Origin of the sequence: Paenibacillus pedocola, from assembly GCF_031599675.1 — a bacterium.
GTDB lineage: Bacteria > Bacillota > Bacilli > Paenibacillales > Paenibacillaceae > Paenibacillus_AQ > Paenibacillus_AQ pedocola.
On the sequence record NZ_CP134223.1, the window covers coordinates 4,741,542 to 4,764,128 of the forward strand.

The window sequence follows — 22,587 nt, forward strand, 5'->3', positions numbered from 1 at the left end:
TGACTTTTCCCACTATATTAATTGAACCTAAAAATAAATAGTTAAGGACAAGTGGCTGAAGGATTTGCTGATCCCACAATTGCACGTGGTAATTCAGCTAATCAATAGACGAAGCGTTCACTTTCTGCAGCAGATCTCCAAGTTTAATATACCAAGCCGCAAAAAAAGCCGCCGCAGTGAAAACTGCGGCGGCTTTAGTATTAAAATTCGAATTCAACGTCGCTCAGACGTCTTTGAATTTCGGAGATTACACGTTTCTCTTCTTCCTCGCCTTTGGCTACGAAAGTAACGGAGAAGCGTACGAATGGGCCGGCATCGTCCCAAGGCACGGTGGAGATCAGCTTCTCGCGGATCAGGAACTGCGAGAAATCTTCGCCGGATTCAAAGCGGCGTCCGCCTTTAACACCTTTAGGTGCAGCTACATACAGGAAGAACGAGCCCTTCGGCTTCTCAGCTTTGAAGCCCAGGCTGTTCAGCGCATCCACCAGCATGTTGTGGCGGCGGGAATACTTGGCGGCAATGGCTTCGGTGATCTGCGGATTCGCCAGACCGTAAGCAGCAGCCTTTTGAATGGCAATGAACTGACCGGAGTCATTATTATCCTTCACGTCACTGAATGCCTTCACAACCAGCGGATTGCCGGCTACGAATCCGATTCTCCAGCCAGTCATGTTATAGGACTTGGAAAGGGAGTGCAGTTCTACGCCGACATCCTTCGCGCCCGGTACGGACAGGAAGCTCAGCGGCTTCACGCCATCATAAGTCAAGGCTGCGTAAGGAGCGTCATGGATGACTACGACATTATATTTTTTGGCCCAGTCTACAACGGCGCTGAAAAATTCAGGCGTTGCGCTTGCGCCGGTAGGGTTGTTCGGATAGTTCAGATAGAGCAGCTTTGCCTTACGGGCGATGTCTTCCGGAATGGAGTTCAGGTCAGGCAGGAAATTGTTTTCCTTCTTAAGTTCCACTGTATAGACTTGTCCGCCTAGGTATTTGGTGTGGGTGCCCAGCACCGGATAACCCGGAATGGTCATGATTGTGATATCGCCCGGATTGATGAAGCAGGATGGCAGCATCGCCAAAGCCGGCTTCGAACCGATGGAGTGAACCACTTCGTTTACTGGATCAATGCCGTCAACCTGGAATACTTCCTTCAGGTAAGCGGCAGCCGCTGCTTTGAATTCAGGAATACCGTTATCGGAATAACCGCGGTTTTCTTCTTTGGCAGCTTCGAGGGCAAGCTTGGCGACAATGCCTTCATCAGCCATTTCGTCAGGTTCGCCTACGCCCATGTCAATCAGTTCAATGTTAGGAAAATCCTGCTTCGCCGAAGCCTTAGCGCGTTTGATTTTCTCAAATTTATAAATGTTAGTATCTTTGCCGTAGTTCGCGCCGCCGATGCGGTCTGCAAAATTAGTCTGAATGAAGGTGTTCTGATATTGTTCAATACTCATAATCTCGTTCTCATCTCCTGGCATTTTTTGTAACCCATGATTGATTATCTTTACATCTTATATCCTAAATATGAAGGAAAGCCGCCTTCAAAACCATGGATTTATCATCACTTCATTTGTACTTATCTGCTGCGCAGTGTAAACAGCACTTCTTCCATATCTGCAGGAATCGGTCTGCTATATTCCATATACTGTCCTGTCGAAGGATGCACGAAGCCCAGTACAGCGGCATGCAGAGCCTGTCCATTCATGGTGATCCCTTTACTGCGCCCGTATACCGGATCTCCGACCAGCGGATGACCGATAAACTTCATATGCACGCGGATCTGGTGTGTACGCCCCGTCTCCAGCTGCAGCTCCAGCAGGGTACAATCGCCAAAGCGCTCCAGCACGGTAAAATGCGTCACCGACCGCTTGCTGTTCTTCTCGGTTACCGTATACAACTTGCGGTCATGGGGATCGCGGCCGATCGGCGCGTCCACAGTTCCCTTGTCATGCGAAAGGTTGCCGTGCACTACAGCGATATAGCGGCGCGTTACGCTGTGCTCTTTGAGCTGGGCGGCAAGCGAGGCATGACTGGCGTCATTCTTGGCTGCCATAATCAGGCCTGAGGTGTCCTTATCGATGCGGTGCACAATGCCCGGGCGGATCTCACCGTTAATGCCGGACAGATCCTTGCAGTGATGCATCAGCGCATTGACCAGGGTGCCCGAAGGATGCCCTGCTGCCGGATGGACAACCATGCCGCGCGGCTTGTTGACAACAATGACATCGCTGTCCTCGTAAACGACGTCAAGCGGAATATCTTCCGCCACCAGATCGGTCACTTCCGCCTCTGGAACGGTAACCGCCACAACATCGCCTTCAGTCAGCTTATAATTCGCTTTTACAGGAGCGCCGTTTACCGTAACATGTCCGCTGCTGATCCACAGCTGCACCTGAGAACGGGAAATATCTTCTTCCCAGGACTCGGTGATATATTTATCGATCCGTTCCTTGGCATTTTCTGCAATAACCGTCCATTCGGTGACGTCCTTATCTTCTTCGGAGGCGGCCCCAGCCGCCATCTCTTTGACGTCCTTATTCAAATCATTCATTCCCTTCTTTGACTTCCTTGGATTCCTTGACCTCGATGATATCTTCTCCGCCCTTCATGTCACGCAGCGTATCGAGAATAATCAGCGCTACCCCAATCACGATGCAGGAGTCGGCCACATTGAAAATCGGGAAGGTATAGCTGCCGAAATTGAACATCAGGAAGTCTACAACTTCGCCGTTCAGTAAACGGTCCAAAAAGTTGCCAACCGCTCCGCCAAGCACAAGTGCCAGCGCAGTAGGCAGCAGTTTGCGGGTCTTCCGGGCTTTGTTCAGGTACCAGACGATACCGACAACAACAATAACCGTAATCAAAATGAAGAACCACTGCTGTCCTTCAAGAATTCCGAAAGCGGCTCCACGATTGCGGTGAGAGGTAATAATAAAGAAATCCTTAATAACCGGAATCTGCTCAGCGATCTCCAGCCGGGTAGCAATGACATATTTGGTACCCTGGTCAATCAAAAATACAATAAGCGCAATCAGAAAGTACACCACAGAAGTTGTCACTCCGTTCTTATTTTTCCCGCAGACGCGGTACGAATACTGAATAAAGACTTGTATATTGTAGCACAGGCCTCAAGAACCCGTCCATCGCAGGCCTTTAGCAATCGGGCTCTTGCTCAGAACTATTTTCCAGCGGTAAAATAACGTTCCTCAGGTCAAGCTATCAAAGGAAGAACCGGTGAAAGCTGCCGGTAAGCATCAGCACCTGAAAGGAGCATAGGGCCCTATGAGCCGACTGACACCACAGCAGCTTGGAGAGCTGCATACCGCACTGCTTCAGCAGCAGCAGGAAATCAGCCACCGTCTGCAAAACAACGGGCATTATGGACTGCAGGAATCACTGCGGGATAACACTGGAGAGCTGTCCACCAACGACAATCATCCCGGCGATGCCGCAACGGAGCTGTATCACCGATCCATGGACATTTCCCTTGTGGAACGGGATGAACATGAGCTCGAGGAAATCGATGATGCCCTGAAAGCGATGGATGAGGGCAGCTACGGCAGCTGCGCCGTCTGTGGGCAGGACATTCCATATGAACGCTTGTCCGTTGTCCCTGCAACCCGGTATTGCAAAGAGCATAATCCCCGCCAGTTTTCCCCGTTCACACGGCCGGCGGAAGAAGAATTTCTGTCGCCTCCATATGGACGGACCAGCCTCGATGAACGGGACGAGCAAAACGGCTTCGACGGCGAAGACGCCTGGCAGATTGTTGAAAGCTATGGCAGCTCAAACTCCCCGGCCATGGCCGAAGATAATGAGATCCGCTCGTATAATGACATGGAGATCGAAGCCGATGAGACCGAAGGCTTTGTAGAACCATGGGAAAATTTTGTCGCCACGGATATTGCCGGCAATCATCTCACCATAATCAAAGGAAACAGCTACCGTCACTATATGGATTCCGAGGAAGGCAGCTATCTCCTGGATCCGAATCGAAAAACAGACAGGGAGTAGCCATGGGCTGCTCCTTTTTCTCACAAATAACTCATAAGACTGCCCCGTTAAAAGGTCTTCAGCTCCAGCTGGTGCTGGACGATCCGGACAATGTCAGCAATATAATCCCCGATGATCGGCAGATTGAGCGCGCCAAGCACCTGCAGGACATAAATAATGGTCGCCGCAAAAAAAGTAAACCCGAGCGCAATCCCCACCCCGCGGGCCGTTCCCGCCAGAATATTGAGCCAGATTAAACGAAAAGGGGAGTGCAGCAGCTCCGTATAATCAGCGATCCGCGACTTCTCCATCTGCTGGGCCAGTCCGGTAGTCAGCCGGTAGACGGCATTCAGCTTTTCTTCCTGCGTAATTTGCGGCTCCTCCTTCGTATCCGGCTGCCTCTCCCTCTCCTGTTCCGAATTGAGGTTTGCCCGCGATGTCTTAATGGATATTCTCCCGTTATAAATGGATTTGTTGTGCTCCTGCTCCCTACCCGCCACCATTGATAGCCCCTTCCACGGCATTCTCACCCCGTCCTGCCTGCCCTTTGCCGCAAATAAAAAGTCCGGCCCTGATAGAGAGGATCTCTCCAGGAACACGGACTCGTTATTGTACGCGAAAGATAAAGATGTTCTGCCCGGTATCTCTATCATCTCGCAGTAACGGCATCCTGCAAGCGGCACGGGGTACCGCTCACTAAGGGAAAGCACACGCCCTTGGTTCAGGGCTGCCTGGACGTTTCTTCTTATGCCGCTAGTATATGCCATTTAGGGACGGGTAATGCACAGCCGCCGCTTAAGGCTTACGCTCCGATAAAGATCCCGATGGATCTGCCGCCGGCATCCACGGTTTCAAAGCTGTGATCGCCGTCAAAATCAACCGTAGTCACCAGGACATTCTCACGCAGCACATGCTCAAATGCGGTGACGGCTGCTTTCAGCTCGTCGTCCAGCTGCAGTGAAAGGGCGATCCGTTTTTCAATCGCCAGATCCTGACGTTTGCGGGTATCCTGCACGGCACGGATGATTTCACGCACCCAGCCCTCTTGCTCAAGTTCCGGCGTGATCTCGGTATTCAGCGCCACGGTCAGACCATACCCCGAGGCGGCAGCAAATCCGGCTTTTGCCTGCTTCTCAACCAGCAGCTCTTCGGCAGTAATCTGCAGCTCTTCGCCTTCCGGTGATACAATCGCTACGATGCCTTCACTCACAGCTTTGCGGGTGGCTTCGCTGTCCATACCTTTCAGGAAGCCCTGCAGGAAGCCGACGTTTTTACCGTATTTCTTACCTGCTACCTTGAGGTTCAGCTTCAGGGTGAAGTCTACAAAGCCGCTGTCGCTGTTCTCAAGGACAATATGCTTAACGTTGATCTCATCCTTGATGATCTCCTCATAGTCTGCAATATCCAAATTGCGGTCCAGGGAAACAATCAGTTCAGACAATGGCTGACGGTTCTTGATGCCGGTCTCGTTGCGCACGTTACGGGCTAGCTCCACAATCCCTCTGGCACTTTCCATATCGCGTTCCAGCTCAAGGTCGATCAGGTTTTCATCAGCCTTAGGATAATCCGCCAGATGCACACTTTCCCCGCCGCCCAGGTTCGTGAAGATGTCCTCGGACAGCATTGGTGTGAACGGAGCCATCAGTGTAGCTGTAGTAAGCAGCACATGCGTCAGTGTCCGGTAAGCATCCAGCTTTTCTTCGCCAAGACCGCTGCCCCAGAACCGGTCACGGGAACGCCGGATGTACCAGTTGCTCAGCTCATCCACAAAGTTCTCGATCGCTTTGGACGTATTGACGAAGTCATTGACGGCAAGGCCCTTATCCACCAGCAGAATCAGGCTGTTCAGGCGGGAGAGAATCCAGCGGTCCAGCTTATGCTCCGAGACCTTGAACGGATGATCCGCAGGATCATAGCCGTCAATGCCGGCGTACAGCGTCAAGAATGCATGGGTATTAACCAGTGTATCTACGACCTTGGATTTGGTCTCGCCGACCAGACCGCGTGAGAAGCGTTTGTTATTCCATGGCGCACTGTCGGACAGGATCGCCCAACGGAAGGCGTCGGTGCCGTATTCGTTCATGATTTCCCAAGGGTCAATTACATTGCCTTTGGATTTGGACATTTTTTGGCCGTTCTCATCGAAGATATGGCCGTGGGCGATAACGGCTTTGTAAGGCGCCTTGCCCTTGAACAGTGTCGATACCGCAAGCAGGCTGTAGAACCAGCCGCGTGTCTGGTCGATTCCTTCGCAGATCATATCCGCCGGATACTGATCCTCGAAGGTATCATTGTTTTCGAACGGATAGTGGCTCTGTGCAAACGGCATCGAGCCGCTGTCGAACCAGACGTCGATGACTTCCGGTGTGCGCACCATCACTCCGCCTTCGCTGAACGGGCTGCGCAGTTTGATATTATCCACATACGGCTTATGCAGCTCGATGTCCTCTGCAACTTCGCCGATGGCCATCGAACGCAGCTCAGCGATGCTGTGCGGTGCGAATTCCTTGCCGGTGTCCTGGCAGACCCACACGTTCAGCGGTGTGCCCCAGTAGCGGTTACGGCTGATATTCCAGTCTACCAGTTCTTCCAGGAACTTGCCGAAGCGACCTTCACGCACGTGATCCGGGTACCAGTCCACGGTGTTATTGTTAGCGATCAGCTGATCTTTGATTGCTGTCGTCTGGATGAACCAGCTGTCTGTTGCATAATAGAGCAGCGGTGTATCGCAGCGCCAGCAGAACGGATAGCTGTGCTCGTATTTCTCTTTATTGTAGAGCAGTCCTTTTTCGGACAGCACCTTGATGATATCCAGATCAACATCTTTGACGAACCGTCCGGCAAAATCGCTAACCACACCGGTGTATTTACCGGAAGTATCCACGACATTGACAAAGCTGATGCCGTTCTCACGGCAGCTCTTATAGTCATCTTCACCATGCGCCGGAGCCATGTGCACGATCCCGGTACCGCTGGAATCAGTAACAAAGGACGCCCCTACGATTACATTGTGCTTCTCAGCCTGGATATAATTGAACGGCGGAGTGTAGCTCTGGCCGATAAAATCGGCACCTGTGTGGGTAGAAAGGATAGTGTAGTCGCCTTTCAGCACTTCTTCCACCAGGTTCTTAGCTAAGATATATACGCCGTCTTCCTGCTGGGCACGCACATATTCCATCTCCGGGTTCATGGCCAGCGCCATATGCGCCGGAAGCGTCCAAGGTGTGGTCGTCCAGGCAAGTACATAGTCTCCGCTGCCTTCCAGCTTGAACTTAGCTGTAGCACTCAGGTCTTTAACTGTCTTATAGCCCTGCGCCACTTCATGGGAGCTCAGCGTCGTCTGGCAGCTAGGGCAATAAGGGCTCACACGGTGTCCGCGGTACATCAGGCCTTTCTCGTGCACTGTAGCCAGGATGTTCCAAACGCTCTCGATGTAGGTATTGTCCAGTGTTACATAAGGATTATCCAGATCAGTCCAGTAGCCGATCGCCTCCGTGAACTCACGCCACTGCTTCTCGTAGCCGAATACACTTTCCTTACATTCCTTGATGAATTTCTCTACACCGTATTCTTCGATATCCTGCTTGCCGGAAATGCCAAGCTTCTTCTGCACGCCGAGTTCAACCGGCAGGCCGTGGGTATCCCAGCCAGCCTTGCGCACAACGCGGAAGCCCTTCATCGTCTGGTAGCGGCCGATAAAGTCCTTGATGACCCGGCCCAGCACGTGCCCGATATGTGGCACGCCGTTCGCCGTCGGAGGTCCTTCATAGAACACATAGTTCGGGCGTCCCGCACGGTTCTCCATGGATCTGCGGAACGTATTTTCGTCGCTCCATTTCTTTAATATGCGGACATCTCTGGCCCGCGCCTTTTCTTTGACATCTACCTTTTGCATGAGGGTCAATCCTTTCGTGGGTTTAGTCTTTAAACCATTTCGATCCCCCTAAATCCCCCTTAGCCAAGGGGGACCCCGAGGGCTCCGCCCTCTGGACACCCGGAATATTGGCTAATTCCGGGACAGAGGCGGTGTGATTGGTGGTTTGGGTTGTAGTCCCCGCTTGTCGCCGCAAGCGGCCCGCTCTACCTCAGGCACGCTGGTCGCGAAGCCGCCGCCGGCCCGTAGCTCTTGGGGCACCCGCCCCGCGATCCCGTAGGGCAGCGCTGGGCGGGTCGCCAGCGGCGGCGGGCGAAGCCGCCGCAGGTCCGTTGCTCTTGGGGCACCCGCCCCGCGATCCCGTTAGGGCAGTGCTGGGCGGGTCGCCTCGGCGGCGGGGCGAAGCCGCCGCCGGCCTGTAGCTCTTGGGGCACCCGCCCCGCGATCCCGTTAGGGCAGCGCTGGGCGGGTCGCCTCGGCGGCGGGGCGCAGCCGCCGCAGGCCTGTAGCTCTTGGGGCACCCGCCCCGCGATCCCGTAGGGCAGCGCTGGGCGGGTCGCCCTGCTTTTGCCGCCGTTAGTCTTTCGCCTTTGGCTCTTGCCTTAAGGCAAGGCCCCGCAGGCGTTCCCGCCAGGGGAGCCTAAGAAGGGCCGCTCCCCCCGCCGAAGTAATCCCTCCCGTCCGCTGCCGCCGCTCTCTGCTTGGAGCCCTTGTTGCGGGTGTCCAGAGGGCGGCGAGCCCTTGGGGTCCCCCTTGGAAGGGGGATTTAGGGGGATAAGACGCAAACGAGCGCCACCCCGCCCCCAAAGGGGCGAGACGACGCTCGCGATACCACCCTAATTCTGCGCTTCACGCACATCCTTAAGGGGAGTGTATTCAGCACAATCTCAGTTCCGCACATAATTGTACTGTACGGGTCCGGGGTAACGTCCGGCAGACGGCTGCACCTACGCACGAATACATCGCTTCAGCTTAGCTTCTAGGGGAAGATCTTCCGGCAAGGCGTGAACAATCGGCTCGCAGCAACCGCCGACTCTCTGGAGAACAATACCTTATCGTACTTTGTCCCGTCATCGAATAATTATGAACATGACACAGATATGTTCTAGTTATAGACGTTTTAAGAAAAAATGTCAACACCCTCAGCACCGCAGGCAACGGGCTTATTCATCCGTTAGCAGCTTGCCCACTCCGGCTTGCTGCTATACCGTCTCCCTTGCCTGAGCGAATCCAGTCCCGACTGAAGCACAAAATCAGAGCAGATTCTCGCTGGTTTCGCGGCTTTCGAGCGCGTTCCAGTCATCCTGGGAGAGCAGCTCCAGCTGCGCTTCTACTAGTGTACGGAAGCGGGTACGGTAGATGGAGGCCTGCTTACGCAGCTCTTCCGTCTCAATCGCTACCTTGCGGGATTTGGACAACGCTTCATTGATAATGCGGTCGGCGTTCTTTTCTGCTTCTTTAATGATTAGCTGTGATTCTTTCTTGGAATTGTTCTTCACATCATCAGCCGCTTCCTGAGCGACAAGGATAGTCTTCGATAAACTTTCCTCGATATTCACAAAATGGTCGAGACGCTCTTGAATGGTCAGAAGCTGATTATGCAGCTCTTTGTTCTCACGAATGACGCTTTCATAATCCTTGATTACCTGATCAAGAAATTCATTGACCTCGTCCTCATCATAACCACGGATTCTCCGGGAGAACTCCTTGTTATGTATATCGAGCGGCGTTAATGGCATGCTGTGCACCTCCTAGAAATTTCGGACCTTTTATGTCCCTGAACTATGAATCATAGGGTGTCCCGGCAGACATAGAAGAAAGACTGTACTGTAAAAAGAATCGGATGCATCGTCCCATCTGACGGAGGCAACCGGTTCTTCGAGAAAATAAGGATGGTATCTGATCTATGCATCCTTACATTTTCAATGATAAGGCGCAAGTTGGAATTCATCTTGAATTGCCGCTTCAGGAACCGCCCCTTCTAAGAGTATCGGCGCCCGGCTTTCAAAATGTTTGCTTCCCTAGAGATAATCAATTTCGACAAGCACTTGCAGATTCCTGCTAGGGATTCACACAAATTTACCGATCCGGACCCGGTACCGGCCTTTTTTCGTCAGGCTGCCAATCTCCAGAACCTTGAACCGGCCAAAACCCTGGATGGATACCATGTCCCCATCCTTGAGTCCGCAGGAAGGGTCCTCCTCTACTTTCCAGTTCACCCGGACGCGTCCGGCTTTGATCGGAATCAATATTTTGCTCCGGCTGAGCCGGGTAACATCTGCAGCAATACCATCAAGCCGCAGGGAAGCAACCGTTAATTCCATCGTCTCAAGCTTAACCTCACTGCTGCGTAAGCCGGATAACGGCAAAAGCTCCGTACGGACATTAATCCGGTGCACTCCCGTCAGATTCATCGCCAGATAATCTGCGATATCTGCCGCCACGACAACATGACACCCATCCTCAAGCACATGAATATCGCCGATTTTCCCTCTTTTGATACCTAGTCCAAGGATAGCACCCATATAATCGCCATGCTCCAGAGAGAGGAATTTCTGCTCCCCGGAGGAAATTGCGAGAACCTTAAGCTCCATGTCTTCGTCTGATAGATCCCGGTAATCGGGAGCCACCAGTGCACGTTTCCGCTCGGCACTTTCAGAACCGCCCTCCCATCGTACTTCAACATCGGGATGGCGGTTCACAAGACTCTGCAGAATATATCCTTGGCGCGGATCAAGAAATTCGGTCAGCTTAGTCTCATGATATTCTCCTGCATGGGTGACCCATTCCCAGGCCTTGTCCACAAATTGCCGTTCGTCAGGATGAAAATGCCCGTAAATTTCATTCTTCATCTTCTTAGCCGAATATCAGGGCCACAATGGAATGAAGCCCGCCGACAGCAAAGCGCAGCACGATAATCGCAATGATTGGGGAAATGTCTATCGTGCCAAAAAGCGGGGGAATAATCCTCCGGAACGGGCTAAGGTACGGCTCCACAAGCTTGCCGAGCAGCTCACCAATAAAGTTCTCGCGCAGATTAGGTAACCAGGACATGAGAATGTATATAAGAATCATGTAATAGTAAATCTGAAATAGGATGTTGATAATAGAAGATACTTCGTTCAAAACCTGTTCACCTCATTCTGTTGTAATCTTGATCGTCACCAAGGATTTCTGTAATGGAGCCTTGAATTTCAACTGTATCCGGTGTGCACATAAATATATTGCCCCCAATCTTGGAGATTCCTCCACCCAGGGCATAAACAGTTCCACTGAGAAAATCAATAATCCGCATCGCCTGGTCGTTGCGCACACGCTGCAGATTAATGACGACCGTGCGGTGCGAGCGAAGGTGGTCAGCGATTTCCTGAGCCTCCTCGTAGGAACGGGGTTCATACAGTACAACCTTCACATTTTTTTGCGAATGGATACTGACGACGTTGGCCCGCTGATTTTTGCGGGTTTCTACAGGGGCAGGCTCATATTCATCCTCATCACGGGAGATTTGCTCCCGCTCCACAACTTCCTCTTCCTCCTGCAAGCCCAAAAAACTCATAAACCGGTTCATCACGCCCATCAAGCTCCCTCCTCGTGACCTACTAATACCGTCCCCAGGCGCACCTGGGTGGCTCCTTCCTGTATCGCCACTTCAAAATCATTCGACATTCCCATCGACAGCTCTTGTATAGGCTCAGGTGTCAAAGCTAGCAGATTCAGCTCATCACGCAGCTCGCGCAGTCCGCGGAATACCGGACGGGTAAGCTCCGGATCGCCTTCATGAGGCGCCATCGTCATCAGTCCGATTACTTTTACCCGGTGCAGAGAAGCGATTTCCCGCAGAAATCCCGGCACCGCTTCAGGCGGCAAACCAAACTTCGTATCTTCTCCCGAAATGTTCACCTGGAGGAAGACCTTCACGGTAATTCCCGCGGCATCGGCCTTTTTGTGCAGTTCCTTTGCCAATGATAACCGGTCTAAAGAGTGTATATATTCAAATTTGCCGATAACGTCCTTAACCTTATTGGTCTGCAAATGGCCGATAAAATGCCATGTACCCTTGTCTCCCAGCGCTTTCCACTTATGCTCGGCATCCTGCCAGCGGCTCTCGGCAATGTCCTCTAAACCTGCCTCCAGCACAGCAGCCACCGTCTTCAGCGATACATATTTCGTCACTGCGATAACCTTGACGTCACTTACATCCCGGCCGCTTGCCGCGCAGGCACGTGCTACACGTCCCTCTACATCGGCGATTCTGTCCTGCAGTGTCAAAACCAACGTTCAACTCTCCTTTATTCCGATCCAGCTCGTCATTCTCCCTGTAATCCCCTGTTCCTTCCGGTAAGAAAAGAACAGATTTGTGTTACAGCTTGTACACCAAGTTGTACATTCGATATGAGTCGGCAAAATTCCTGCTTTAATCATAATGCGTTGATTCAATTCTTTCAAGTTCAGCATACTTTTGCTGTCATCAGATAGCGATTTGCTGTATAAGTCCTGCTCTGTCCCGGAGGAAGCGGTGAGAGCCAATGTTTCTTCTAGCTGAAGAACATGTTTCATTACATAATCATCGACCTCGTAGCAGCATTCTCCAATAGAAGGCCCTATGGCAGCTACAATATGCTGCGGCTTACTTCCGAAAACCTCCGCCATTTTACTGACCATGGCCCCGGCAATTTCCGCTACGGTCCCTTTCCATCCCGCATGGGCCAATCCTGCTACACGCTCCACCGGATCATAAAAGTACAGCGGTACACAATCTGCATAAAAAGAAGTAAGCAGCACTCCCGGCACATTGGTCAGCAGCCCATCTGTCGACTGAAAGGCCGAAGCTCTTGTCCGGCTGCCGCGTCCGCGGTCTGCCTCTGTCACTACCGCTATATGTTTACCGTGGGTCTGCTCCCCGCAGGTCCAGGCATCCAAACTAAACCCCAGACTCTCTGCAAGCTTTTCCCGGTTGCTGAGCACATCCTCCGGATTATCGCCGACATGAAAGGCACAGTTGAAGCTGTCATAAGGCGGCTTGCCGGCTCCGCCCTGTCTTCCTGTGAAGCCGGCGGTTATCTCTCTATACCCGCGCCACGGCTCCAGCTCCAGCAGCACAGGCATCCCCTGTTTTTGCACAAATGGTTCCATTCTCTCACCTCCGCTTAAGTGTACCACAAGATTTCCCCACAAAGTGGTGTTAGGACTACGAAGCCTATTCAAGTACTTTGCGGGGACCCCATAACCCTTTTTTTTACTCAAGCGCGTCCTTTCCAGGACAGCTGCGTTTCTGCGCGAAATATAAGGATAAAGCTTAAAGCGAAGCTTAGCTTTCTTATATTTCAAGAGAACCCCACAATGTGAGGTTAGGACTCTGAAGCTGACTCAGGGTCTTTACCACAAACCGTTAAATAACCCCACAAAGTGGGGACTTTACATGGAAGCTGATTCAGATACTTTGCGGGGACCCCGAATAAAAAAGACGCACCCGGTTAATAAGTGCGCCGTTCATTGCGGTCCCCCCGTTCCAGATACATCGTTTCCCGCTCTTCCTGTCCTTGCGGCAGTCTGGATTCCTCAATCTTAACGAGCACGACATCCGCGCCAATCTTAACAATATTCCGCCAGGGAATAATCAGATCGGCGCCGCCTCCGAAAAGCCCCATAAAGCGGGTGAACCCGGGAACGATGATAGCATCAATCACACCACGGCGCAGGTCAAGCTCCAGATCGCTGATCTGTCCCAGCCGTTTTCCATCCACGATATTAATGACATCCTTTGTCTGAAAATCGGAAATCTTCATTTTTTTGCCTGAGCCTAAAGAATCCTCGTTCACCTCGCCACCCCTGTACAATCAGACATATAGCTGAGTATATGATCTAAAGGCTTGGCAACATGCAAAGTTAATTGCAGTCGGGCTATTTTGCATTACAAAGGGGTATCCTCCGGCTGCTAATACAAGCCTGAACTGGATACCCCTGCATTTTTAACGTCAGCTTTAAGACTTCACATGCTTCTGCATCTGCTGGATGGCCGACTTCTCAAGCCTTGAAACCTGGGCCTGTGAAATACCGATCTCATCCGCAACTTCCATCTGGGTCTTGCCTTCGAAGAACCGCATGGAAAGAATCCGCTTTTCCCGCTGCCCCAGCTTGCGCATCGCTTCCCGCAGGGCAATTTCTTCAATCCACGAGACATCCTTGTTTTTGTCATCGCTGATCTGATCCATCACGTAAATCGGGTCCCCGCCGTCATGGTAGATCGGCTCGAACAAGGAGACCGGGTCCTGGATCGCATCCAGTGCGAAAACAACATCCTCTTTTGGTACACCCAGCGCCTGGGAAATTTCAAAAATTGTCGGCTCCCGCGAATTCTGATTCGTCAGGCTGTCACGGACCTGAAGCGCTTTATAGGCGATATCCCGCAGCGAACGCGACACCCGGATCGGATTATTATCCCTGAGGTACCTGCGGATTTCACCGATGATCATCGGTACTGCATAGGTGGAGAACTTCACATTTTGCGATAAATCAAAATTATCGATGGCTTTCATCAGACCGATGCAGCCTACCTGGAACAGATCGTCAACGAACTCTCCCCGATTGTTGAACCGTTGAATAACGCTAAGAACGAGTCTGAGGTTACCGTTAACTAATTTCTCTCTGGCGGATCGCTCGCCCTGCTGCTGCAGCGAAGTGAACAGCTCCCGCATTTCCACGTTTGTCAGAACGGGCAGCTTGGAAGTATCCACACCGCAAATCTCGACTTTGTTTCGGGTCATGATGATTTACCTCCCAAGGAGAAACATTACTGTACATTATCTCCCCGGCCCGGCATTTTATTCCTTGGTTTTTTCCGCTCACACCATCTTGTTGAACTCCTTGCGCAGCCGTTTGATGATTCTCTTTTCCAGACGCGAGATATAAGATTGAGAGATACCCAGCAGATCAGCAACGTCTTTTTGTGTTTTCTCCTCGCCCCCGCGCAGTCCGAACCGCAGCTCCATTATCAGCCGCTCCCGCTCGCTGAGCTTTTCCAGCGCCTTTTGCAGCAGCTTTCGGTCGACCTGTTCCTCAATATTGCGGTAAATGGTATCATTTTCCGTACCCAGCACATCCGATAGCAGCAGCTCATTGCCGTCCCAGTCGATATTCAGCGGCTCATCAAAGGATACCTCGCTGCGTGTCTTGCTGTTGCGCCGCAGATACATCAGAATCTCATTCTCGATGCACCGTGAGGCGTATGTCGCCAGCTTAATTTTCTTCTCCGGATCAAATGTATTTACTGCTTTAATAAGCCCAATGGCACCAATGGAGACAAGATCTTCGATATTGATGCCTGTATTCTCAAATTTGCGGGCAATGTAGACAACCAGGCGCAGGTTACGCTCAATTAGCATCGCCCGGACTGCAGCATCACCGGTGGACAGCCGCTGCAGCAAATATTCCTCTTCTTCCCGGGTCAAGGGAGGAGGCAAAGCCTCACTTCCGCCGATATAATAAATTTCCTGGCTTTTCAGACCCAGCAGAAACAGCATGCGGTAGTACTGCAGCTGCAGCGCAAGCTTCCATTTGACCATTATTGTTCCTCCTCCAAGAAGTACACGGTTCCCCCGGATGTTCCTTATCTCATCCTCTTCAATCATTATCAACAAGGCACTGCCGCGTCAGCGGTGTGCTCTTTTTGGGCTAAGTCAGGGTGTATGACCGCCCGGTACGCCCCGTCTCCCGACAGTGTCCCGCCATCCAGCCCGATGAGCACTCTTTTACTGCAGAAGATCTCCTCACCAAGCTTTATCTTCACCAGATCAGGCTTCAGCGCGAGCATAAACGCCGCCCCGCGGTTAATTCCCCGGTAGGGTACAAGCCGCATCCGGTCCTGCCAAGCAAAAGACTGCCCGTCCGTTTCCAGCAGAAGTTTGTCCGCACTCATCTGCGTCAGCTTGCCTTTCCAGGCGGCCGGCAGATGGGTTTCCCATAGTGAAGCCTCCATAACCATCACCGGAATCCGCGTCAATGGATCATTCAGCCGGTTTCCCGTATCCAGCAGGCCCGGACAGACAACGGTTACGCCCTCAATCTCCACAGACACCTCACCGATATAGGAATCCAGTTGTTCTCTGCGGATCCGCGAAGAATGGACTAGCTTGAAGAGCAGCAGAATCAGCGGAAGTGCAGCAAGCACGAACCAGAAACCGATTTTTAGCCGGTAAGCTTGACCTCCCGAAGAGGTAAACAGAATACCGTTCCAGATGTCGCCGGAGCTTTGCAGCAAATAGTGAACACCAACAATACCGCCGGCTGCTGCAAAATTAATCACATAAAAAGCTCCCAATGCGCGCAGATAGCTTTGCAGACTCTTGAACCCGAAAGCAATCCATAGCATCAGTAACGACAATCCGAACTTAATCAGGAAGGTATAGAGAAAAGAGAGCTCCGGTACGAACATCATAACCACATACAATGCGCCAACCAGCGCGGAGAGAGCCAGCCTCCACCAGGGGACTTTTACTTTAACCAGCCAGCCTGTCAGCCATAAAAGAACTCCGTCGATCAGCAGATTGGCAGCAAAAATCAAGTCAATATAAACTACCAGTGCATTCACCTGCCTATCCGGAGCCGGAAGCAGGCTCTCTTTTTTGGACGATATGATTAGTATAGAAAGTCTCGCATTCAAAGTCTGTCTAAACATGGGGGGCATTCTGGAGGTTTTTTTGTCGAGTTATAGCACGGCGCACGCAAAAAAGCCAACCTTAAAAGGCTGGCTTCAAATGAGCGGTATTCAATTAATAGACTTCAGTTCTTCTTCCGTCAGTCCGGTCGCCGTCTGTATAGCTGGGAGATCCAATCCCATTTGAAGCAATTTCCGGGCTATCTCCAGTTTGGCTTCTTTCATTCCTTCTTTCATTCCCTTAGCAAAACCTTCTCTTTGAGCGCCGTCTCTTTGTGAAGCCTCATCGTGCAGAAATTTCTGGCGGTCTTCATATTTACGGCGGGCTTCGGAATCCTGACTTAAAAATTCCAGCGTTTCCATTGCTTTTCTTAATGCCGGTTCGTTCATCCGCAATACCTCCCAATTCGAATTATCGTTTCCCTTCAAAAACAGCAGCCAGTTGACCAGCCCTTCTTCACCAGGGACGGCAGTTGTATTCAGCTTAGGCAGCTCCAGAAAATGAATTTCTATATCGTCAGTAAGCGTTGCACCGCTGCTGCCCTCCCGCAGATGGAACACACTATGGGTATGCTCATTAGGCAAAACACTATAATTTAAAATATTGATCGTTATGCATTTCTTGAGTTCTGTATATTTACCGCCGGTCTGAAGCTGACTTGAATACCGCTTGCTCCAGTAATACAAGGTCCGCTTCTCCATGTCGTACCGGTTAAACAGCTGCATTTCGATATTGATTAGCCTGCCATCAACCGTCTTAGCCCAAATATCAAAGATCGACAGCTTATCCAGCGGGTCGTCTTTGTCCGTATACGGATTGAGCAGCACTACTTCCTGCAGCGGCGGGTCGCCGGCATCGAGCAGTACTCGATTCAGAAAAGCCAGCAGAACATCCTTATTGCTTTCGCTTGCAAAAATTCTTTTAAACACAAAATCCACCCGGGGATCAAGCAGCTCCATCTTACGTATCCACTCCCGTTATCCGTATTATATCAGCTGAAAAAGCAAAAAAACACCGTATCCGGTCCCAGCATTCGGCTAGGTGGATACGGTGCTTCCGTAAAGGTATTCTATTGTGGCTAATGATTAATCGTTATTCCCGCGTGTGCGGTTGCGCAGGAAGGTCGGAATATCCAGCTGATCAGAGGCAGTCTGATTCCCGAACGGACGCAGATTAGCACTTTTGTCCGCTGCAGGCTCGCTGCTTGCCGCAGGACGGCGTGCTGGTGCAACTGGTGAAGGCTTATGCTCAAAGCCGGTAGCAATAACCGTAACTTTGATTTCATCCTTCATGCTCTCTTCGATGATGGCACCGAAGATCATATTCACTTCAGGGTCCGAAGCTGAGGTAACGATCTCAGCTGCCTCATTCACCTCATACAGGGAGAGGTTGGAACCGCCTGTAATATTCATAATAACACCGCGCGCACCCTCAATAGAAGTCTCGAGGAGCGGGCTCATGATGGCTTTGCGGGCTGCTTCAGAGGCACGGTTCTCACCAGTGGCAATACCGATACCCATAAGCGCAGAGCCGCGTTCTGTCATGATTGTCTTTACATCGGCAAAGTCGAGGTTGATAAGTCCCGGAACAGCGATAAGGTCCGAAATACCCTGTACAGCCTGGCGGAGTACATTATCCGCTTCGCGGAATGCCTCCAGCATCGGTGTTTTCTTATCGACGATTTCAAGCAGGCGGTCATTAGGAATGACAATTAAGGTATCCACTTTTTCTTTCAAAGCCTCGATACCCAGCTCAGCCTGGTTCGAACGTTTTCTTCCTTCAAATGTAAACGGGCGGGTAACAACCCCCACAGTGAGTGCTCCGCACTCTCTGGCAATTTCGGCAATCACAGGTGCTGCGCCAGTACCGGTACCTCCGCCCATTCCTGCGGTAACAAAGACCATGTCGGCACCCTTAAGCGTATTCGAAATCAGATCGCGGGACTCCTCGGCCGCTTTCTTGCCTACTTCAGGATTGGCTCCTGCGCCAAGTCCCCGGGTAAGCTTGTCCCCGATTTGCAATTTATGCTCCGATTTGGCCATATGCAGCGCTTGGGCATCTGTATTAACCGTGATGAATTCAACACCCTGAACGCCATTTTCGATCATCCGGTTAACAGCATTGCTTCCGCCGCCGCCCACGCCGATGACCTTTATTTGCGCCAAGCTCTCCATTTCAAAATCAAATTCCAACATATTGATTCCATCTCCCCCTCGAATAGTGCTTGGATGGCCAGTCCAAGTATATCTGGACTTACACTTATATGAACTCGCTAAACATATTTTTTAGACGCTCCACCAAGCCTGGCTTCTTATCAATCTCCTGGTTAGGAGCGGCGCTCTGCTTGCTTCGGTTGACCGTCTTCTTGTTGGCGCTTCCGCCATTGGTTCCCCGACTGCGGAAGCGGCGGACGACGTTATGCAGAATGCCTACGCCGCCGGTAAATCCGGGGTCTCGGACTCCGATATAATCAGGAACAGCAATCCGCACAGAAGCAGATAGCTCAGTCTGGGCTGCTTTTAATACACCCGGCATGGATACAGTACCACCCGTAAGTATATAACCTCCAGGAAGCTCATTGTAACCTAACCGCTTCACTTCCTGACGAATCAAGTGGAAGATTTCCTGGACTCTCGGTTCAATAATAGCTGCCAAATCTTCCTGATTGAATTCTTTTTCCACATTACTGCCGATGCGGAGCACTTTAAACACAACATCCGCGGCAGCATCGTCTATCCAGGCGCAGCCGTATTTCAGCTTTACCTTTTCCGCTTGATCTGTAAGTGTACGGAGTCCGTACGCGATATCATTGGTTACGAATTCTCCGCCGATCGGGATCGTGGAGGTAGCACAAAGGGAACCCTCTTCATATACGGCTATCGTCGTAGAGCCGGCACCGATGTCAACCAGTACGGCTCCCATAGATTTCTCATCTTTGGAAAGCGCCAATCCGCCGGCTCCCAGAGACATCAGCACAAGATCCTTAACTTTCAGCCCTGATTTCTCTACACAGCGAAGCAGATTATGTATTGGCGTCTTAGCCCCCGTAATAATCGTCGCCTCTACTTCCAGACGAACACCGATCATTCCGCGGGGATCCTGGATTCCTTCAAGGCCGTCGACGATATATTGCTTGGCGACAACATCGATAACTTCACGCTCAGGCGGCAGAGCAATGACCTCTGCTGCTTTGATTACGCGATCGATATCATCTTCGCCGATTTCACGGTCCTCATTCTGAACGGCCACGACGCCATGGCTGGATTGCAGGCCGATATGATTGCCGGATATTCCGACATAGACCTCGGATATTTGAATACCGACCATTTGCTCCGCATGTTCTACGGCACTCTTGATCGATTGCACAGTCTGATCGATATCTACAATCGCACCTTTGCGTATTCCTTCCGAATCAGCAGATCCAACGCCAATAATATTAAAGGTTCCATTAGTTACTTCCCCAATAATTGCCCGAACTTTGGATGTACCGATGTCCAAACTAACAATGATGTCATTGTTGCTCAAGCCCTATGGCACCTCCTGTTATAATCAAAATAAAATATGATGCTGACGAAACAAACGATTTCCGGTTCCGGAAAGCTTCTTTGTACATATTCAACATCCCTATTCCTTTCCCTCTTTTTTCTACAATTTTTTTGAATGGGATAATATGGTTTAAACCCTGTGAGTATAGAGGTATCTGCCAAAAAACAGGATACGAAGCAATATCACAAGTAAAATAAGGTTAATAAAGGAAAAACATCCATATTTCGGCCTTGCTTTCAAAAAAACCGCAGAAAAAAGAGGGATACAGCTTATTGCCCGTAAAACAGATTGTAGCATTTTTTCCGCATTATTAGTAGGGACTATTTACTCTTGTATGACCTCTTTGTCCTCATTTTCGGCAATGAAAGGAACATAAGTATCAGCTTCAAGCATCTTGATCAGCCCGGGCTGTTCTGTCTCTATCACCTGATTCAGATATTCCACTTTATCTTTCAGCAGGGAGATCGCCGTAATAACTTCAAAATGCGAACGTGTGTACAGTTTAATCCGGTCCGGGAAGGATAAGGTTGGTGAGGGTACAATCTCGGAAATGTCACTGGTCAGTTCATTCGGAATGTCGGCTAATGCTTGGCAAAGCTTGGCCTTGAACGGGTCATCTGCCTGCCAGTTAGTCAAAATAGGCTTCTCCACCGCAATCCCAGTCTCATTCACCTTGACCGCAGCTCCGCTGGACAGAATAGCTTCCAGAGTGCCTTGCTGATCTAACTCGTAAGCTACTGCCGGGAACTCTGCGACGGTGATGTTGACGACTCCGGGGAAATCCTTCTCCACGGTGGCTTCCCGGACGGTCTTAAGCTCTTTCAGCGCTTCTTCTACAGACTGAGCCGAAGCTGCGAAAAACTGGCCGCCGACCACAAGTCCGCTCTGGGCAAGGAGCTCCTCCCGGGTAGAATATTTATTTCCTTGAATATTAATCTCCGTAATACGGCTGACTGACGAGCGGAAAAAGATAACCGCCAGCAGTGCGAGGAACAGCAGCAGCAGTATAACGGTGATTTTACGGCTCATTTTTTTTAAAGGCTTGTCCTCTTTTAGAAGAGGTAAACGGGTTTTAGGCATTCTCATATCTCCGTAGTAAGGCCCTGTCTCCTTCCCTTACAGTAAGCCGAAGGAGACAGGGAGCTTTAATTGGCCAAATCAACAGGACCCGGTACAGGTGCTTTGCGGCTGATGCGTGCACCCAGCTTCTGAAACAGCTTCTCGATACCGTCATAGCCCCGGTCAATATGGTGCGCCTGCTCGACTACAGTAGTTCCCTGGGCTGCGAGTCCGGCAATTACCAGAGCGGCTCCTGCCCGCAGATCGGTTGCTTCCACTGTTGCTCCATACAATCGCTGCACACCGCGGATAAACGCCCGGTTTAAATCAATGGAGATATCCGCACCCATCCGGGCCATCTCCTCCACATGCTTAAAGCGTCCCTCGAATACCGTCTCTTTAATGACACTGAAACCGTCGGCCAAAGACAGCAGCACCATCACCTGAGACTGCAGATCCGTTGGAAAGGAGGGATACGGTGAAGTTACTATTCTCTCTACCGCACGTGGACGTCCTATGCAACTGATATTAATTATATCATTGCAAACTGTAATTTGAACACCTGCCCGCCTCAGCACATGGATGAGCGAAGTTAAATGCCCTGCATTCGTATGGGTCAGCGTAACACTGCCGCGTGTGGCTGCTGCGGCAATCATTACCGTTCCGGCTACAATCCGGTCCGGAATAACCTCATACGTGCAGGGGTACAGCTTATTCACGCCTTGGACCGTAATGGTATCGGTACCAGCACCGATAATCTGAGCGCCCATCGCATTCAGGAAATTCTGCAGATCCTGAATTTCCGGCTCTCTGGCCGCCCCCGATATTGTGGTCGTTCCCACTGCCTTAGCAGCGGCCATCATAATGTTTTCTGTCGCCCCAACACTGGGATAGTCAAGATGGATGTCACTTCCAGTCAGCTTTGCAGCCCGGCAGGTAATTCGTCCATTACTCTCCTCAATCTCCGCTCCAAGCAGCTTAAGGCCCTGGAGATGAAGGTCTATCTTGCGTTCCCCAATCGCACAGCCTCCCGGCTGATAAATCGTCACTTCTCCAAATCTGGATAATAATGGCCCCATCAAAAAAATAGAAGATCGCATTTGCCGCATTAGATCCTCTGGAACATGGGAAGTGCTTAAGGAAGACGTATCCATCGTCACAGTCTCCGCCTCATGCGCAGTCACGCAGCCCAGCCGTTCCAGGATATTCAGCATCGTCTCGATGTCCAGCAGCTTCGGCACATTGTGCAGTGAGTGAACTCCTTCGGCCAGCAGGCTTGCCGCCAGGATCGGCAGCGCCGCATTTTTTGCTCCATGGATACGTATGGTGCCTGACAGGGGATTTCCACCCTCAATCACCAATTTGTCCAATGTATCACCTCCGAGATTACCGCTCACCCACCACTGGCACTTCCCATATAAGGACCATGAAATGTGCGGGACAGCCTTTCCCGCTTTCTCA

21 protein-coding genes and 1 other annotated feature are annotated in these 22,587 nt (G+C 51.2%); of the genes, 1 reads left to right on the plus strand and 20 read right to left on the minus strand.

What is annotated here, in order from left to right:
• Positions 1 to 200: 200 nt before the first annotated feature.
• The 3 genes from QU597_RS21095 to lspA form a co-directional block, all read right to left on the minus strand.
• A complete protein-coding gene (locus QU597_RS21095) occupies positions 201 to 1,454 on the minus strand; it encodes an LL-diaminopimelate aminotransferase (protein WP_310829706.1) in 1,254 nt (417 codons plus the stop codon).
• 122 nt (positions 1,455 to 1,576) lie between these two features.
• Positions 1,577 to 2,551: an RluA family pseudouridine synthase gene (locus tag QU597_RS21100; protein WP_310829707.1), complete on the minus strand. Its 975-nt coding sequence runs from the start codon at positions 2,549 to 2,551 to the stop codon at positions 1,577 to 1,579.
• Positions 2,544 to 3,047 carry a signal peptidase II gene (gene lspA / locus QU597_RS21105; RefSeq protein ID WP_310833373.1) on the minus strand — a complete coding sequence of 168 codons (504 nt, stop codon included), beginning with the start codon at positions 3,045 to 3,047 and terminating at the stop codon, positions 2,544 to 2,546. Before lspA ends, QU597_RS21100 begins: the two co-directional genes overlap by 8 nt.
• Before the next feature lie 235 nt (positions 3,048 to 3,282).
• Here lspA and QU597_RS21110 point away from each other — a divergent pair, with 235 nt between their 5' ends.
• Complete coding sequence (locus tag QU597_RS21110; RefSeq protein WP_310829708.1) at positions 3,283 to 4,014, plus strand: TraR/DksA C4-type zinc finger protein; 732 nt, start codon at positions 3,283 to 3,285, stop codon at positions 4,012 to 4,014.
• Positions 4,015 to 4,061: 47 nt separating this feature from the next.
• Here QU597_RS21110 and QU597_RS21115 read toward each other — a convergent pair whose 3' ends face one another.
• From QU597_RS21115 to murA, 17 genes are all read right to left on the minus strand, one after another.
• The gene (locus QU597_RS21115) at positions 4,062 to 4,364 is read right to left on the minus strand and encodes a DUF5665 domain-containing protein (RefSeq protein WP_310833374.1); all 303 of its coding nucleotides are present in this window, start codon (positions 4,362 to 4,364) and stop codon (positions 4,062 to 4,064) included.
• 431 nt (positions 4,365 to 4,795) lie between these two features.
• Positions 4,796 to 7,888 (minus strand): isoleucine--tRNA ligase, encoded by a 3,093-nt coding sequence (gene ileS, locus QU597_RS21120; RefSeq protein ID WP_310829709.1) that lies wholly within the window; start codon positions 7,886 to 7,888, stop codon positions 4,796 to 4,798.
• A 783-nt stretch (positions 7,889 to 8,671) separates the two neighbouring features.
• Positions 8,672 to 8,950, minus strand: a binding site (T-box leader).
• Between the two features lie 170 nt (positions 8,951 to 9,120).
• Positions 9,121 to 9,606 carry a DivIVA domain-containing protein gene (locus QU597_RS21125; protein ID WP_054941738.1) on the minus strand — a complete coding sequence of 162 codons (486 nt, stop codon included), beginning with the start codon at positions 9,604 to 9,606 and terminating at the stop codon, positions 9,121 to 9,123.
• Between the two features lie 330 nt (positions 9,607 to 9,936).
• A complete protein-coding gene (locus QU597_RS21130; protein WP_310829710.1) occupies positions 9,937 to 10,719 on the minus strand; it encodes a YlmH family RNA-binding protein in 783 nt (260 codons plus the stop codon).
• Positions 10,720 to 10,723: 4 nt separating this feature from the next.
• A complete protein-coding gene (locus QU597_RS21135) occupies positions 10,724 to 10,993 on the minus strand; it encodes a YggT family protein (RefSeq protein WP_082451904.1) in 270 nt (89 codons plus the stop codon).
• 7 nt (positions 10,994 to 11,000) lie between these two features.
• Positions 11,001 to 11,444 carry a cell division protein SepF gene (locus tag QU597_RS21140; RefSeq protein ID WP_206101465.1) on the minus strand — a complete coding sequence of 148 codons (444 nt, stop codon included), beginning with the start codon at positions 11,442 to 11,444 and terminating at the stop codon, positions 11,001 to 11,003.
• Entirely contained in the window at positions 11,444 to 12,136 is a 693-nt protein-coding gene (locus tag QU597_RS21145; RefSeq protein WP_310833375.1) for a YggS family pyridoxal phosphate-dependent enzyme, read from the minus strand. Before QU597_RS21145 ends, QU597_RS21140 begins: the two co-directional genes overlap by 1 nt.
• Before the next feature lie 9 nt (positions 12,137 to 12,145).
• The gene (gene pgeF, locus QU597_RS21150; RefSeq protein WP_310829711.1) at positions 12,146 to 13,000 is read right to left on the minus strand and encodes a peptidoglycan editing factor PgeF; all 855 of its coding nucleotides are present in this window, start codon (positions 12,998 to 13,000) and stop codon (positions 12,146 to 12,148) included.
• A 341-nt stretch (positions 13,001 to 13,341) separates the two neighbouring features.
• A complete protein-coding gene (locus QU597_RS21155; RefSeq protein WP_054942163.1) occupies positions 13,342 to 13,653 on the minus strand; it encodes a YlmC/YmxH family sporulation protein in 312 nt (103 codons plus the stop codon).
• A gap of 195 nt (positions 13,654 to 13,848) precedes the next feature.
• Entirely contained in the window at positions 13,849 to 14,631 is a 783-nt protein-coding gene (sigG, locus tag QU597_RS21160; protein WP_039875939.1) for an RNA polymerase sporulation sigma factor SigG, read from the minus strand.
• A gap of 78 nt (positions 14,632 to 14,709) precedes the next feature.
• Complete coding sequence (gene sigE, locus QU597_RS21165; protein ID WP_054942164.1) at positions 14,710 to 15,432, minus strand: RNA polymerase sporulation sigma factor SigE; 723 nt, start codon at positions 15,430 to 15,432, stop codon at positions 14,710 to 14,712.
• Positions 15,433 to 15,497: 65 nt separating this feature from the next.
• Positions 15,498 to 16,445 carry a sigma-E processing peptidase SpoIIGA gene (spoIIGA, locus tag QU597_RS21170; RefSeq protein WP_310833376.1) on the minus strand — a complete coding sequence of 316 codons (948 nt, stop codon included), beginning with the start codon at positions 16,443 to 16,445 and terminating at the stop codon, positions 15,498 to 15,500.
• Positions 16,446 to 16,631: 186 nt separating this feature from the next.
• Positions 16,632 to 17,480, minus strand: coding sequence for an Rpn family recombination-promoting nuclease/putative transposase (locus tag QU597_RS21175; RefSeq protein WP_310829712.1), 849 nt, complete (start codon positions 17,478 to 17,480; stop codon positions 16,632 to 16,634).
• A 126-nt stretch (positions 17,481 to 17,606) separates the two neighbouring features.
• The gene (ftsZ, locus tag QU597_RS21180) at positions 17,607 to 18,716 is read right to left on the minus strand and encodes a cell division protein FtsZ (protein WP_054941744.1); all 1,110 of its coding nucleotides are present in this window, start codon (positions 18,714 to 18,716) and stop codon (positions 17,607 to 17,609) included.
• Between the two features lie 64 nt (positions 18,717 to 18,780).
• Positions 18,781 to 20,046: a cell division protein FtsA gene (gene ftsA / locus QU597_RS21185; protein WP_310829713.1), complete on the minus strand. Its 1,266-nt coding sequence runs from the start codon at positions 20,044 to 20,046 to the stop codon at positions 18,781 to 18,783.
• Positions 20,047 to 20,391: 345 nt separating this feature from the next.
• A complete protein-coding gene (locus tag QU597_RS21190) occupies positions 20,392 to 21,147 on the minus strand; it encodes a cell division protein FtsQ/DivIB (protein WP_310829714.1) in 756 nt (251 codons plus the stop codon).
• Between the two features lie 65 nt (positions 21,148 to 21,212).
• Positions 21,213 to 22,496, minus strand: a complete 1,284-nt coding sequence (gene murA, locus QU597_RS21195) for a UDP-N-acetylglucosamine 1-carboxyvinyltransferase (RefSeq protein WP_310829715.1) — start codon at positions 22,494 to 22,496, stop codon at positions 21,213 to 21,215.
• Positions 22,497 to 22,587 lie beyond the last annotated feature (91 nt).